Raw genomic sequence first — 14,614 nt, 5'->3', positions numbered from 1 at the left:
TCACTACATTAATCGAGAGATACGGTCATGACGAATTTTGCAGGCAAGTCGGTGCTGGTCCTGGGGGGCAGTCGCGGCATAGGTGCGGCCATCGTGCGGCGCTTCGCCGCCGAGGGTGCCCGAGTGATCTTCACCTATTCCAGCTCGAAGGACGCCGCCCAGGCGCTGGCCGCGGAAACGGGCAGCACCGCCGAGGCGACCGACAGTGCCAATCGTGATGCCGTGATCGCCCGGGTCCGCGACAGCGGCCCCCTGGATGTGCTGGTGGTGAATTCCGGCGTGGCGCTCTTCGGCGATGCCCTGGAGCAGGACCCGGACGCCGTCGACCGCCTGTTCAGCATCAACGTGCAGGCGCCCTATCACGCGGCGGTGGAAGCTGCGCGGCAGATGCCGGCGGGCGGGCGGATCATCGTCATCGGCTCGGTGAACGGCGATCGCATGCCGGTCCCCGGCCTGGCCGCCTATGCCGTGAGCAAGTCCGCCCTGCAGGGGCTGGCCCGCGGCCTGGCGCGGGATTTCGGCCCGCGCGGCATCACCGTCAACGTGGTGCAGCCGGGCCCCATCGATACCGAGATGAACCCGGCCGATGGGCCCATGAAGGAGCTGATGCACAGCTTCATGGCGATCAAGCGCCACGGCAGCGCCGACGAGGTGGCCGGCATGGTGGCCTGGCTGGCTGGCCCCGAGGCCGGCTTCGTCACCGGCGCCATGCACACCATCGACGGGGCCTTCGGCGCCTGATCGTCCGCCACCGGCGCCACTCGCGGCGGCAGCTCTAGCCGTAGCGCTTGAACGCCTCGATGGCCAGGCCGTTGCCGATGTTGCCGAAGCGGTCACCGTCCACCAGGCGGGCGCCGGGGAAGCGCTTGGCGAGGGCCTGGCGCAGTGCCGGGATACCACTGGAGCCGCCGGTGAAGAACAGGCTGTCGACCCGCGCCGGATCGAGATCGGCGCGGGCCAGCAGGTCGTCCACGCCGCGGCTCAGGCGCTCCAGTTGCAGGGCGATGGCGGCGTCGAACAGGGGGCGTTCCAGATCCGCGGCCAGGCCGGTCTCGATGCGATCCAGGCGCAGGGTGCGGCGCCAGTCGTCGGTGAGGGCGATCTTGGCGTCTTCCACCTGGATCGCCAGCCAGTGGCCGGCGCGCTGTTCGATGAGCTTGAACAGGCGATCCATGCAGCGGGTGTCCTGGGCGTCGTATCTCATGTCGCGCAGGCCCAGCACGCTCTTCTTGGCGTAGACGGCGTTGATGGTGTGCCAGGTCGCCAGGTTGATGTAGTGACTGGTAGGCATGGTGGCGCCGCTTTTCATGGCGCTGCCGTAGCCAAACAAAGGCATCACCCCTTCCAGACTCAGCTGGCGGTCGAAGTCGGTGCCGCCGACGTGCACGCCGCCGGTGGCGAGGATGTCGCCGGCGCGGTCGGCCAGGTTGCGGCGCTCCGGCGCCAGGCGCACCAGGGAGAAGTCCGAGGTGCCGCCGCCGATGTCGACGATCAGCACCAGTTCTTCGTGCTCGATGCTGCGTTCGTAGTCGAAGGCGGCAGCGAGGGGTTCGAACTGGAAGGAGATATCGCTGAAACCTACCTGGCGCGCCACAGCGGCCAGGGTGTCCTCGGCCTCCTGGTCGGCGACCGGATCGTCATCGACGAAGTGCACCGGACGGCCCAGTACCACGGCGTCGAAGGGGCGATCGGCCTGCTGTTCGGCGCGCTGCTTGAGGGTGCCGAGAAACAGGCCGAGCACCTCGGTGAAGGGCAGGGCGCTGCCGAGGATGCTGGTCTCGCCCTTGAGCAGGTTGGAACCGAGCAGGCTCTTGAGCGAACGCAGCAAGCGGCCCTCGTAGCCTTCCAGGTATTCGTGCAGCGCCTGGCGACCATAGGCCGGGCGGCGTTCCTCGGCGTTGAAGAAGATCACCGAGGGCAGGGTGGCCTTGCCTTCTTCGAGGGGCAGCAGGACGTCGCCGGCGGGCCGGAGCCAGCCGGCGGTGGAGTTGGAGGTACCGAAGTCGAGGCCCAGGGCGCGGGCGGGTTGAGCAGCAGACATGTCAGGATCCGTAACGCGAGCAGCCGCGCAGTTTAGCCGAGACCGGCGACCAGGCGAACCCTGGCCGGATGCCAGCAACGCCAGGGGAACCGCTAAACTAGGCCTTTTCGCGCGGTGACGGACGCCTCATGCTGGTCTTTCCCCTCTGGTCGCGGGCCCTGCTGCCTGCGACCGTACTGCTGCTGGGCGCTGCGACCGGGCTGATCCAACCGTGGGGGCTGCTGGGCAGTGTCCTGTTCATTGGCTGGGTGCTGGCGCGACCGCCGGTCACGGCCGATCTCTGGCTCGGCGTGACGCTGCTGGCCGCCGTGTGCTTCGCTGCCCACCGCGTGCCGGGCTTCGTCCCCTGGGCGCTGGGACCGCCCCAGGACCTGGGCGGGACGCACCCCTGGCAACTGCGCCTGGTGCTGGACAAGGCGCTGGTGGCGGCTGCGCTGCTGGCCACCTGGCCAGGCATTCCGACGGGGCCGTGGCGACCCTGGCCGATGCTCGCCACGGTCGGCGCGACCCTGCTGGGGATTCCTGGGATCGCCCTGGCCCTGGGCATCCTTGGTTGGCTACCGAAATGGCCGGACGGTCTGCTGGCCTGGTTGGCGATCAATCTGCTGGTGACCTGCCTGGCCGAAGAGCTGGTGTTTCGTGCCTTCCTGCAACGCCGCCTGACCAGGTGGCTGGGCCTGCCCTGCGGCCTGCTGCTGACCAGTCTGCTGTTCGGCCTGGTCCATCTGCCCGCGGGCTGGGGCTTCGCCCTGCTGGCCGGACTGGCCGGCCTGGGCTATGGGCTGACGTTCCACTGTTCGGGCAATCGCCTATGGCCCGCGGTACTGCTGCACGGTGCGCTCAACACCCTGCATCTGCTCGTGCTGACCTACCCCTTGCGTTGATCGCGGCGTGGCGCGTCCAGGGGGCAGACATCCTCCTGGCAGCGCCGACCGCCCTGCGGATGCGGCAACCAGGTCAGGCCTGGGCGCAGCTTGAGAAACAGGCGATAGCCCACTTCCAGCAGCGGCCGCAACGGCCGCCAGGCCAGCGGTCGGGCCCAGTGGCCGAGGCCTGCGGTGCGCCAGCTCCAGTAGGTGGCGTCCAGGCCGCGGAACCAGTGACCATCGGCATCCCGGGCGTGGAGCAGATCGAGCATGGCCTGGCGCGGCGGAGCATCGGCGGGCGCCTGCGCCTCGTAGTCCGGCGCGGCCAGATCCACCAGGTGCAGCTGGCTGGGGTCGGCATGGCGGCGCAGCCAGGCGATCTCGCGGGCGCACAGCGGGCAGGCGCCGTCGTGAAAGAGGGTCAGGGGCAGGCGAGGGGCATGCATCGTGATCTTCCCAGGGGACTTGTCTATCTGGACCGGCACGCGGGGCTGCCGTTGCGCTTTCCGCCGAACGGTAAGCGCAACGGCGCCCCGTGGCGAGTCGGAATCAGAGACGCCGAATGACGGCATTGCACGCAAACAACCAACGAGGTCGCTATGGATCTGGGAATCAAGGGGCGTGTCGCCCTTATCACGGGGGCCAGTGGTGGCATGGGGCTGGCCACGGCCAAGCTGTTGGCCGAAGAGGGCGTCAAGCTGGTGCTCTCCGATCTCGAGCAGGACAAGCTGGAAGCGGCGGCCAAGGGCCTGCCAGGCGAGCCGCTGCTGGTCGCCGCCGACATGACTGACCAGGCCGCGGTGGACCAGTTGGTAGAGCAGGGCGAGGTCCGCTTCGGCCAGATCGACATCGTGGTGCACACCGCGGGTGTCACCGGCGCCAAGGGCGATCCCCTGGAGCTGGCCGATGCCGACTACGAGGAGGCCTGGGCCACCGACTTCTTTTCCGCCGTGCGCGTCGGCCGCGCCGCCATCCCGCGCATGCGTAAGCGCGGTTGGGGTCGCTTCGTCTGCATCACGTCGGAAAACGCCGTCCAGCCCTATTGGGAAGAGGCCGTCTACAACGTCGCCAAGGCCGCCCTGGCCGCCTTCATCAAGAACCTCTCCTACAAGGAAGCGGCCCACGGCGTGCTGTGCAACACCGTGTCGCCAGCCTTCATCGAGACCGGCATGACCGACGGCATGATGGAAAAACGCGCCAAGGAACTAGGGGTCTCCTTCGAAGAAGCCATCGAAAGCTTCCTCGACGAAGAACGACCCGGCATCGTGCAGAAGCGTCGCGGCCAGGTGGAAGAGGTGGCCGCGGCCATCGCCCTGCTGGTGTCCGAACGCGGCTCCTTCATTAACGGCAGCAACCTGCGCGTGGATGGGGGCTCGGTCCAGGCCGTGCAGAACTAAGACGAGCGGGGCGGCTCCTCGGCCGTCCCGTTTTCTTGCTGGCGGCGCACGGCCTCTTCCAGGGGAATGAACTCCACTTGGCGATCCTTGACCACCGGTGGCAGGGTGATGCCCATGGAGACATAGATGCTGGTGAACATGTCGATGCCCATGTCCGCCGGTTTCACCCAGTCCACCGGGACATAGAGCAACCCGCCGCCCACGGGGACCGGCGCCGAAGGCACCAGCACGGCGTGATAGTGGCGACCCTCGATATCGATCACCGCCGGATTGGGCAGCAGTGCCAGCACCGCCACGCCCTGACCACCAAAGAAGCACCACACCGGACTCATGGCGCGGATATCCGCGCCCCCTTCCTTGCGATCGAGCAACTCGACGAAGCGTTCGGCCAGGCCATAGAGCTTGCCCACCACCGGAATGCGGCGGAAGGTCACGTCGGCGAACCAGCCCAGCGGCCGGCGCAGGCCCAGCTTGACCGCTAGTCCCAGCGGATAGAGCAGTACCAGCAAGAGCAGGGTGCCGAGGCCATAGGCCGCCAGGGAGTTGCCGACGAAGGGGTGGCCGACCGCCACGAACAGCCGGCCCAGGGTGGTGTTGGGGCCGATCAGCCCATTGAGGAAGCTGACGATCCAGCCGATCAGCGCCAGGGTCAGGACCAGCGGCAGGAGCAAGAGCAGGCCGGCCAGCCAGGTGGAGACGACGCTTTCGATACTGCGGCGAACGAAGGGCATGCAAGAACTCGACGGCTAAAGCGCCATTCTATACGGCCCGGGTGCGCTCAGCGTTGGCCCGGACCGACTTTCTGAGCGCGCCTCGATCACAGCCAACGGCGATAGAAGGCGGCCTCCTGCTCCAGGGCATCGGCCTGGTTGGCTGCCCGGCGAAAGCCGTGACCTTCATCGGGATAGCGCCTGACCACCACCGGTATGCCGCGCGCTTCCAGGGCCGCGGCCATGGCGTCGGTCTGGGCCGGGACTACCACGGCGTCCTTGAGACCCTGCAGGAAGATCACCGGCGCCTGGATGCCATCCGCGTGCAGCAGCGGGGTACGGGCCTCGTAGCGCGCGCGGTCGGCCTCGGGATCGCCGATCAGCCAGTCCAGGTAGTCCGCCTCGAACTTGTGGGTGGCCTTGGCCAGCGCCAGGGGATCGCTGACGCCATAGAGGCTGGCGCCGGCGCGAAAGACGTCGCGGAAGGCCAGGGCGCAGAGCACGGTATAGCCGCCCGCGCTGCCGCCGCGGATAAAGGCGCGTGCTGGATCCACCAGCCCCTGGGCGCCGAGGTGCTCGACCACCGCGCAGGCATCCTCGACGTCCACCTCGCCCCAGCGCAGCTGCAGTGCCTGGCGATAGGCCCGGCCATGGCCGCTGCTGCCGCGATAGTTGAGATCGGCCACGGCGAAGCCCTGGCGGACCCAGAACTGGATACGCGCATCGAACACCGGATAGGTGCAGGAGGTGGGGCCGCCATGGATGCTGACCAGCAGCGGTGGCGGACCTTCGCCGTGCCCTTCCGGCAGATAGAGAAAGCCCTGGGCCTGCTCGCCACCGCTGGGATAACTCAGCGGCTGGGGCGTGACGATGGCCGCGTCCGCCAGGGGCGCCACCCCGCCGGTGACGATCTCCACCGCGCCGGTCTGGCGGTCGATGGCCAGCACCGCCGAGGGCCGGGTCGGCGCTGCGGCTATGCAGTAGCAGTGCGTCTCGTCCAGGGCCAGGCCGCGGAAACGGCTGAAGTCCGGGGCCAGGCGACGGACCTCGCCAGCTGCCCGGCGCTCGCCGAGCAGGCCGAAGCCGTCTTCCTGCCAGGTCGCCAGCCAGCCTTCCGCGGTCGGCAACCAGCTGCTACCGCCCAGCTGCCAGGGCGCCGCCGCGTGATCCGCCGCGGGTGCCTGCCTGGGCGCGAAGCCCTCCGCGGACTCGCACCAGGGCTGCCACCAGCCCTGGCGATCGCTCAGCGCCCAGAGTTGGTCATCCTCATCGAAGAGCGGCTGCTGCAGCGACTCCTCGGGATCGGCTGAAACGATGCTAGGCGCTACGGGCTGACCTTCTTTGTCCAGTGTCGCCGCCAGCAGCCGGGTGCGGGTCCAGGGCTGGTGCGGCCTGTCCCACTCGATCCAGGCCAGTCGACAGCCGTCGGCGCTGGTACGCGGCGCCGCATAGAAATCCGCGCCCTCGGCGAGCACCTGACGCTCGCCGCCCGAGCGCAGGGCGACCAGGCGATGCCGCGGCGGCTGCTCGCTGTGATCCTCCTCGACCGCCAGCACCTGCTGCCTGACGCCATCCCAGTGCAGATCGCCATAGCGCCAGGCCTCGCCACCGGCCAGCCATACGGGCGCGCCGCCCTCTCGCGGCTGACGATAGACCGCCTGGTCGGCTTCGTTGACGAACAGCGGTCCCTGGTCACCCAGGCAGAGGGCGCCGCCGCCGTATTCATAGACCTTGCTGCGCAGGCTGAAGCCTGCCGGCGTGAGGCACCGCGGTGCAGCGCCGGATGTGCGCAGCCACAGCCGGGTGGCGCCGTCGGCGGGATCGTACTGACTCCAGTAGAGGCCACTGGCATCGACCTTGAGTTCGGCGAAGTCGATGCCGGCGGCAACGGCCTGGGCCGGCGTGAGCGAGGTAGGGGCGGTCATGGCGACTCCGGAAGTAGGAACAGCCGTTAGCCTAGCAGCTGTGTGGGACGGTCTGGGGGGCGTGCCGGCCCGTTGGGCTTCGCTGCGCTCAACCCAACCTACGAAGCGTGCGCTGCTTTTCCCCCTTTCCCCTTGGGAGAGGGTTGGGGTGAGGGTGTCAGGCTGTTGGGCTTCGCTGCGCTCAACCCAACCTACGAGGCGTGCGCTGCTTTTCCCCCTTTCCCCTTGGGAGAGGGGTGGGGTGAGGGTGCAGGCTGTTGGGCTTCGCTGCGCTCAACCCAACCTACGAGGGTGTGCCGCTTTTTCCCCTCTCCCTGTGGGAGAGGGTTGGGGTGAGGGTGCAGGCTGTTGGGCTTCGCTGCGCTCAACCCAACCTACGAGGCATGCGCTGCTTTTCCCCCTCTCCCCTCGGGAGAGGGTTGGGGTGAGGGGCAATCCGTTCCCGTTCGACGCCCGTGCTAAAACAACCCCAACTGCTCCCCCGGCGGGGCGAACTGGCTGCAATCCAGGCCTTCGCCCTCGCGGCGCTCCAGGCCGAAGCGGCGGCGGGCCAGGCGAAAGCGCTGGGCCAGGAGCTCGGCGAACTGGCCTTCGCCCTTCATGCGGATGCCGAAGCGGCTGTCGTAGTTCTTGCCGCTACGCGACTGCCGGATCAGGCTCATCACATGGGCGGCGCGTTCGGGGAAATGCGTCTGCAACCACTCCTCGAACAGGTCGGCGATCTCCAGTGGCAGTCGCAACAGCGTGTAGCCGGCCGAGCGGGCGCCGTGGTCGCGGGCTGTCTCCAGCAGGGCTTCGAGTTCATGGTCGTTGATCATGGGAATCATCGGCGCCAGCAGGGCGCTCACCGGCACCCCGTGCTCGTGCAGGGTGCGCATGGCGCGCAGCCGGGCCTGGGGCGCCGCGGTGCGGGGTTCGAGGATACGCTTGAGGTCATCGTCCAGCGTGGTGAGGCTGAAGGCGACGCGGACCAGGTTGCGCTCGGCCAGCTGCACGAAGAGATCCAGGTCGCGCAGGATCAGCGCGCTCTTGGTGATGATCGTCACCGGATGGCGATAGCGCAGCAGGATTTCCAGTGCCTGGCGGGTCAGCTGGTACTGGCGCTCGATGGGCTGGTAGCCGTCGGTGTTGATTCCCAGGGCGATGGGTTGCGGCTGATAGCCCGGCTTGCACAGTTCCGCCTCCAGGCGCTCCGCCAGATTGGTCTTGGCGATCAGCTTCGTCTCGAAGTCGATCCCTGGCGACAGATCCCAATAGGCATGGGAGGGCCGGGCGAAGCAATAGATGCAGCCGTGCTCGCAGCCACGATAGGGATTCACCGAGCGATCGAAGCCCACGTCCGGCGACTGATTGCGGCTGATCACCGTCTTGGCGGTTTCCCGGCGTACCGAGGTGGTGAAGGTCAGCGGGGTGGCTTCGTCATACCAGCCATCGTGCTCAGCTTCGCTGCGGGTCGCGGCGAAGCGATTGTGCGGATTGCTGGCGGTGCCACGACCCCGTGGCGGGCGCTGGGGCTGGGTCATGTGGAGGCCTCGAAAGCTGTATCTTTGTACAGTATAAGGCCTGAGGGATCGGGGCAAGGGTGCAGCGGTCGGGTGGACTGTAGGAGCGGCTATCAACGAGTCCAGTCGGCGCGAGCGGCGGCCACCCGGGCCGCCGCCGAAACTGCGCCCTACAACACCGAGATCGGATAGTTGAGGATGATGCGGTTCTCGTCGAAGGAGCCGCTGGCACTGTAGTCGCGTCTCATGCTGGAGTTGCGCCAGCGGATCAGCAGCTTCTTCAGCGGACCGCTCTGCACCTCGTATTGCACCTCGGATTCACGACCCCATTCCTTGCCGTCGGTGATGCTGCCGGTGTGCACGTTGTCGCCGCTGATGTAGCGGTTCATCAGGGTCAGGCCCGGCACGCCGAAGGCGGCGAAGTTGTGGTCGTAGCGCACCTGCCAGGAGCGTTCCCGGGCGTTGTCGTAGCTGGAGTTGTAGCTGTCGTTACCCAGGGTGCCGCCACTGGTGCCGTTGACTCTCATCCAGGCGCTGTCGCCGCTGACGCGCTGCAGGCCGACATAGAAGGTGCCGCCGCCCTGCTTGGCCGAGAGCAGCGCATAGGCGGTGCGGTTGTCCAGGGCACCGGCGCGGGCCGAGCCGTCGTCGTCGCCGATGAAGTAGCCGAGGTTGGCGCCCAGGGTCCAGCTGCCCACTGGCTGGTAGTGGATCAGGTTGATGAACTTCTGGTTGTAGATGTCTTCGAGCTGGGCGTACCAGAGGCCGATCTGGGTACGCTTCTCGTTGAACTTGTATTCGCCACCGACGTAGTTGAAGCGGTCGGAGGTGGCATTGGCGCGGCCCTGCATGAACATGTCTTCCATGCTGGCATCGTTGCGCGGACTGTTCTGGCGCATCTGGCCGCCCCAGAGTTCCAGGTTCTGGATCTCGGTGGAGTGGATCTGGGCGCCCTGGAAGGTCTGCGGCAGCGAGCGGCCGTCGTCGGATCTGAGGATCGGCAGCACGGCGAACCACTCGCCGACCTTGATATCGGTCTTGGAGACCTTGGCCTTGGCCGCCACCGCCAGGCGGCCGAAGTCCTTGGCCGGCTCGTTGCCGGCATGGGTCGGTAGCAGCTGGGTGCCGTAGGTGCCGGCGCCGCCGTCGAGCTTGACCGAGTAGAGCCCCAGGGCATCGATGCCGAAGCCCACCGGGCCCTGGGTGTAGCCCGAGGTCAGGCCGAAGATGAAGCTCTGGGTCCATTCCTCGGCCTTGTTCTGCGCGGTGTAGGCCGGATCGACGAAGTTGCGATTGAAGTAGAAGTTGCGCAGGTTGAGATTGGCCTTGGTGCCTTCGATGAAGCCGTCTGCGGCCCACAGCGGTGTGGTGCTGGCCAGGGCGGCGAAGGCGGCGCAGGCACGGGCGAGCCGGCCGGAAGCGAGTCGAGTGCTCATGGTGTTCCTTGTTCTTGTCGGTAAGGGGTGCCCTGCCGGCACGGGGGCGGCATCTGACGAGGGCAGGTAGGGCGGTGGCGCGAGGTACGGCTAGGAGGGTGCAGGCGACATGAGGGATTCCTTTCTTATTTGAATTATCGGAAAGCTAGGGCCGACGCATTCGGCTGAATAGTTATATGACAACGTATGTCTTACGGCAAGGCTACCAAGGTAGCAGGGCGGAGCCCTCGCCAGGCGAGGGCTCGCGAGGGGTCAGACGCTAGCCTTGAGACTGTCCTGACGGGCCGTGTCATAGGCGTGCTTGTCCATCTGCACGGCGCCCGGCTTGCCCAGGTCGCTCATGGGCACCCGGTAGGTTTCCGGCGACAGATAGGCCGCCAGGGCCGACAGGCAGGTCACGCCGAAGGCCAGGCCACCGACCACCAGCCAGATGTTGTCGGTGCCGGGCGGGGCGACCAGGGTGAACAGCGCCGGCAGCATGGCGGTGAACATGGTGCCGATGTTCTGGGCGATGGCCATGGCCGAGACGCGATAGCGGGTCTGGAACTGCTCCGGGTAGAAGCTGGGGAACACCGCGTTGTAGCCCTGGTAGACCACGCCCCACATCAGCAGCGACATGAGGAAAGCCAGCGGCAGGTTGTGGATGCTGATGGCATAGAGGTAACCGAAGGCCAACAGACCCGACCCCAGGGCACCGCCGATCATGGTCGGCCGCCGCCCGATGCGGTCGGAGAGGTTGCCGACGAAGGGGATCACCAGCACCGCGACGATGTTGCCCACCACCGGTATCCACAGATAGACGCTCTTGTCGAAGCCGATGCCGTAGGCCGGCTGCACCGCATAGGCGGCGCCGAAGATGGTGGCCACCACCGGGATGACGTTCATCAGCGCCATCAGGGCCACCAGGATCATGGCCTTCCAGCTGGTGGTCAGGGCTTCGCCGATGGGCGAGCGTCTGGCCACGGCGGCGGTCTCGGCCTTGGCTTCTTCCTTGACGAAGGCGGGCGTCTCATGGACTTCCCGGCGGATGATGAAACCGGCCAGCAGGACGAAGGCGCTGAGCAGGAAGGGGATGCGCCAGCCCCAGCTGTTGAAGGCATCGGCAGGCATAAAGTAGGCCAGCGGCAGGAAGATCGCCGCGGCCAGTACCTGACCGGCCTGGACGCCCTGCAGGGTAAAGCTCGCATAGTAGCCGCGCCGACCGAAGGGTGCGTGTTCGAGCACCATGGAACTGGCCCCGGAGATCTCGCCGGCCACGGCGAAGCCCTGGATCAGGCGCAGCACCACCAGCAGGATGGGGGCGAGGATACCGATCTGGTGGTAGGTGGGCAGCAGGCCCACGGCCATGGTGGCGATGCCCATGAGGAACATGCACAGCAGCAGGACGTTCTTGCGGCCGCGGGTATCGCCCCAATGACCGAGCACGAAGGCGCCGACCGGCCGCGCCAGATAGCCCACGCCATAGGTGGCGAGGGAGGCGACGATGGCCATCTTGGGATCGCTGGAGGGGAAGAAGATCTGCGGAAAGATCAGCGCCGCCGCCTGGGCGTAGATGAAGAAATCGTAGTATTCCAGTGCCGAGCCGATCCAGCCGCTGGCAGTGGCTTTCTTGGCTTGGGAGCCGGGGGTGGGGGAGGCGGTAGTGGCCATGGTTGTCTCCGGAATTTTATTGTCAGGCCAGGAGGGTTTCAGCGCCGCGCACGAACTCGCTCGGGCAGCGGGAGCCGAAGATGGAAAGGACGGGAAGACCTAGCCTGGCCGTCGCCGACCGAGCACGGTGGGGCTGCAGACGAGACGGGGGGCGCAGGATAACGTGGATAGCGGGGGCATGGACGCACACTCTTGTTTGTCTTGTTATGGTCGACGCGGCGGAAGCGACGAGCGCTGGGCTCTGCGATCCATAGTGCGAGGCGCCGCTGGGGCGGGTCAATTCGCCAGATGACCAAATGTTCGATCAGCGAACAGAAACTAACTGGTTCGTACATAATCCATTGTTGGGCCGTGCGGTGCCACGAATAATCGGTGCCAGACCCTAACGAATACCGGTCACTCCGCCAGTAGCGTGTGTGGTGGCCGTCAACCCAGGAGCACCGGCATGCAGCGTTCCATCGCGACCGTATCCATCAGTGGCACCCTGACCGAGAAGCTCGAAGCCATCGCCGCGGCAGGCTTCGACGGTGTGGAGATCTTCGAGAACGACCTGCTGTATTCCGGCGCCAGTCCGCGGGAGATCCGCCAGCGCGCCCAGGACCTGGGACTGGCCATCACCCTGTTCCAACCGTTCCGCGACTTCGAAGGCAATCGCCGCGAGCGCCTGCAGCGCAATCTCGACCGCGCCGAGCGCAAGTTCGACCTCATGCAGGAACTGGGCACCGACCTCATCCTGGTGTGCAGCAACACCGCCGCCGACAGCCTCGGCGACGAACGCCTGATCGCCGACGACCTGCAACTGCTGGCCGAACGCGCTGCCCCGCGCGGCCTGCGCATCGGCTACGAAGCCCTCGCCTGGGGACGCCACGTCAACACCTGGCAGCAGGTCTGGCGCCTGGTGAAGGCGGTCGACCATCCCAATCTCGGCGTGCTGCTCGACAGCTTCCACACCCTGTCCATCGGCGGTGATCCGGCGGGCATCGCCCAGATCCCCGGGGACAAGATCTTTTTCGTGCAGATGGCCGATGCGCCGCTGCTGCAGATGGACGTGCTGGAGTGGAGTCGGCATTTCCGCTGCTTCCCGGGGCAGGGCGAATTCGACCTGGCCGGTTTTCTCGCGCCCATCCTGCAGACCGGCTATCAGGGCCCGCTGTCGCTGGAGATCTTCAACGACGGCTTTCGCGCCGCCCAGACCCGCGCCACCGCCGCCGATGGCCTGAGGTCCCTGCTCTATCTGGAAGAGCAGACCGCCGCGCGGCTGCAGCGCGACGAGACCTCGGTGGCGGCGCCGCTGTTCGCTCCACCCGAGGCGCCGCGCCTGGAAGGCACCGAATTCCTCGAATTCGCCGTGGACGACGGCCATGGTGCCGAACTGGCGCGCTGGCTGGGCAAGCTGGGCTTCGCCCAGGCCGGGCGGCACCGTTCGAAGAACGTCACCCTGTTGCGCCAGGGCGAGATCAACCTGGTGCTCAACGCCGAACCCTATTCCTTCGGCCACAACTTCTTCGAGGCCCATGGCCCTTCGCTGTGCGCCATGGCGCTACGGGTGCCCGACAGCCAGGCCGCCCTGGAGCGTGCCCAGCAGTACCGGGCGCAGCCCTATCGCGGCCTGGTCGGCCCCAACGAGCGGGAGATCCCGGCGGTGCGGGCGCCGGACGGCAGCCTGATCTATCTCGCCGATCGCGGCGCGGATGGCCGCAGCCTCTATGACACCGACTTCGATGTCAGCGCCGGCGCCAGCGGTGGCCTCGGGCTGACCCATGTCGATCACGTGGCCATCGCTCTGCCCGCCGATGCCCTGGACAGCTGGGTGCTGTTCTACAAGAGCCTGTTCGACTTCAGCGCCGACGACGAGGTGGTGGTGCCGGATCCCTATGGTCTGGTCAAGAGCCGCGCCCTGAAGAATCGCCAGAGCAGCGTGCGCCTGGCGCTGAACATCTCGGAGAATCGCAACACCGCCATCGCCCGGGCGTTGTCCAGTTATCGCGGCTCGGGGGTGCACCACATCGCCTTCGCCTGCCAGGACATCTTCCAGGCGGTGGAGCAGGCCAAGGCCGCTGGGGTGCCCCTGCTGGAGATCCCAATGAACTACTACGACGACCTGGGGGCGCGCTTCGATTTCGACGACGACTTCCTCAGTCGCCTGGCCTACTACAACGTGCTCTACGACCGTGACGCCCAGGGTGGCGAGCTGTTCCACGTCTATACCGAGTCCTTCGCCGACCGATTCTTCTTCGAAATCCTCCAGCGCAAGGATTACAGTGGCTACGGCGCCGCCAACAGCCCGGTGCGCCTGGCGGCCATGCTGCAGGCCCGCCAGGGTCGCCCGGCGCCCCTGGAATTCTGAGCCAGGCGGGTACCTGTGGGTACCCGCGTCTCTCCCCAGCCAAGAGTCAGACCCGATGCAGGACACTCCGGCGCTCGCGCCTACGCTCCGTACCCCGCGCAAGAACAACCCCGAGAAGACCCGTCAGGCCATCCTCGCCGCCGCCGTGGCCGAGTTCGCCGACCTGGGCCTGAGCGGCGCGCGGGTGGACGCCATCGCCGAGCGCACCCATACCTCCAAGCGGATGATCTACTACTACTTCGGCAGCAAGGAGCAGCTCTACCTGACGGTGCTGGAAAAGCTCTACAGCGACGTGCGCGGCAACGAGGCCGAACTGCCGCTGGACCGGCTGCCGCCGCTGGAGGCGATCCGCACCCTGGCGGAGTTCCTCTTCGAGCACCACCGCAGTCACGACGACTTCATCCGCGTGGTGAGCATCGAGAACATCCACCGCGGTCGCCACCTGGCGCAGTCGGAGACCATCTCCAGCCTCAACTCCTCGGCCCTAGAAGCCCTGCGCCGCATCCTGGTCCGCGGCGAAGCCAGCGGTGACATCCGCAGCGGTCTTGATGCCGTGGATGTGCACCTGCTGATGTGTTCGTTCTGCTTCTACCGCGTCTCCAACCGCCACACCTTCGGCCGCATCCACGACATCGACATGGAAGCACCGGCGGTGTTGCGGCGGCACAAGACCATGATCGGCGATGCGATGGTGCGCTACCTGCAGCCGTAGGGCATCTGTGTAGTGGTCTACTGATTCC

General features: G+C 67.0%; 12 protein-coding genes. 5 read left to right on the top strand and 7 right to left on the bottom strand.

All coding sequences use genetic code 11. The features are described from left to right. The first annotated feature begins 27 nt into the window (after positions 1 to 27). Positions 28 to 741 carry an SDR family oxidoreductase gene (bdcA, locus tag FEZ61_RS02330; RefSeq protein ID WP_173147026.1) on the top strand — a complete coding sequence of 238 codons (714 nt, stop codon included), beginning with the start codon at positions 28 to 30 and terminating at the stop codon, positions 739 to 741. Between the two features lie 34 nt (positions 742 to 775). Here the strand turns inward: bdcA and FEZ61_RS02325 are convergent, their stop codons facing one another. Further along, on the bottom strand, positions 776 to 2,041 hold the full coding sequence (locus FEZ61_RS02325) for an Hsp70 family protein (protein WP_173147024.1): 1,266 nt from the start codon (positions 2,039 to 2,041) through the stop codon (positions 776 to 778). Positions 2,042 to 2,169: 128 nt separating this feature from the next. On the opposite strand from FEZ61_RS02325, the gene FEZ61_RS02320 reads away from it, so the two are divergent. Continuing rightward, a complete protein-coding gene (locus FEZ61_RS02320; RefSeq protein WP_173147022.1) occupies positions 2,170 to 2,925 on the top strand; it encodes a CPBP family intramembrane glutamic endopeptidase in 756 nt (251 codons plus the stop codon). Here the strand turns inward: FEZ61_RS02320 and FEZ61_RS02315 are convergent. Next, positions 2,910 to 3,353: a DUF393 domain-containing protein gene (locus FEZ61_RS02315; protein ID WP_173147021.1), complete on the bottom strand. Its 444-nt coding sequence runs from the start codon at positions 3,351 to 3,353 to the stop codon at positions 2,910 to 2,912. The genes FEZ61_RS02320 and FEZ61_RS02315 overlap by 16 nt on opposite strands. Before the next feature lie 153 nt (positions 3,354 to 3,506). Here FEZ61_RS02315 and FEZ61_RS02310 point away from each other — a divergent pair, with 153 nt between their 5' ends. Then, positions 3,507 to 4,304, top strand: a complete 798-nt coding sequence (locus tag FEZ61_RS02310) for an SDR family oxidoreductase (protein WP_173147019.1) — start codon at positions 3,507 to 3,509, stop codon at positions 4,302 to 4,304. On the opposite strand, the gene FEZ61_RS02305 is transcribed toward FEZ61_RS02310, so the two are convergent. The 5 genes from FEZ61_RS02305 to FEZ61_RS02285 all read right to left on the bottom strand — a co-directional run bounded on the left by FEZ61_RS02305 (position 4,301) and on the right by FEZ61_RS02285 (position 11,527). Beyond that, on the bottom strand, positions 4,301 to 5,035 hold the full coding sequence (locus FEZ61_RS02305; protein ID WP_017642650.1) for a DUF502 domain-containing protein: 735 nt from the start codon (positions 5,033 to 5,035) through the stop codon (positions 4,301 to 4,303). The two genes, FEZ61_RS02310 and FEZ61_RS02305, sit on opposite strands and share 4 nt — an antisense overlap. Before the next feature lie 86 nt (positions 5,036 to 5,121). Beyond that, entirely contained in the window at positions 5,122 to 6,939 is a 1,818-nt protein-coding gene (locus FEZ61_RS02300; protein WP_064307555.1) for a S9 family peptidase, read from the bottom strand. A gap of 458 nt (positions 6,940 to 7,397) precedes the next feature. Further along, entirely contained in the window at positions 7,398 to 8,462 is a 1,065-nt protein-coding gene (locus tag FEZ61_RS02295) for a PA0069 family radical SAM protein (RefSeq protein WP_017642648.1), read from the bottom strand. A gap of 149 nt (positions 8,463 to 8,611) precedes the next feature. After that, positions 8,612 to 9,877, bottom strand: coding sequence for an OprD family porin (locus tag FEZ61_RS02290; protein ID WP_173147018.1), 1,266 nt, complete (start codon positions 9,875 to 9,877; stop codon positions 8,612 to 8,614). A 252-nt stretch (positions 9,878 to 10,129) separates the two neighbouring features. Beyond that, positions 10,130 to 11,527, bottom strand: coding sequence for an MFS transporter (locus FEZ61_RS02285; protein ID WP_064307553.1), 1,398 nt, complete (start codon positions 11,525 to 11,527; stop codon positions 10,130 to 10,132). 445 nt (positions 11,528 to 11,972) lie between these two features. On the opposite strand from FEZ61_RS02285, the gene quiC reads away from it, so the two are divergent. Both quiC and FEZ61_RS02275 read left to right on the top strand, forming a co-directional pair. Then, positions 11,973 to 13,874, top strand: a complete 1,902-nt coding sequence (gene quiC / locus FEZ61_RS02280; RefSeq protein WP_173147016.1) for a 3-dehydroshikimate dehydratase QuiC — start codon at positions 11,973 to 11,975, stop codon at positions 13,872 to 13,874. Between the two features lie 55 nt (positions 13,875 to 13,929). Continuing rightward, the gene (locus FEZ61_RS02275; RefSeq protein ID WP_173147015.1) at positions 13,930 to 14,586 is read left to right on the top strand and encodes a TetR/AcrR family transcriptional regulator; all 657 of its coding nucleotides are present in this window, start codon (positions 13,930 to 13,932) and stop codon (positions 14,584 to 14,586) included. Positions 14,587 to 14,614: the final 28 nt, after the last annotated feature.

This window comes from Pseudomonas sp. MS15a(2019), assembly GCF_013277805.1.
GTDB lineage: Bacteria > Pseudomonadota > Gammaproteobacteria > Pseudomonadales > Pseudomonadaceae > Chryseomonas > Chryseomonas benzopyrenica.
This window is presented reverse-complemented; position numbering and strand designations above follow the sequence as displayed.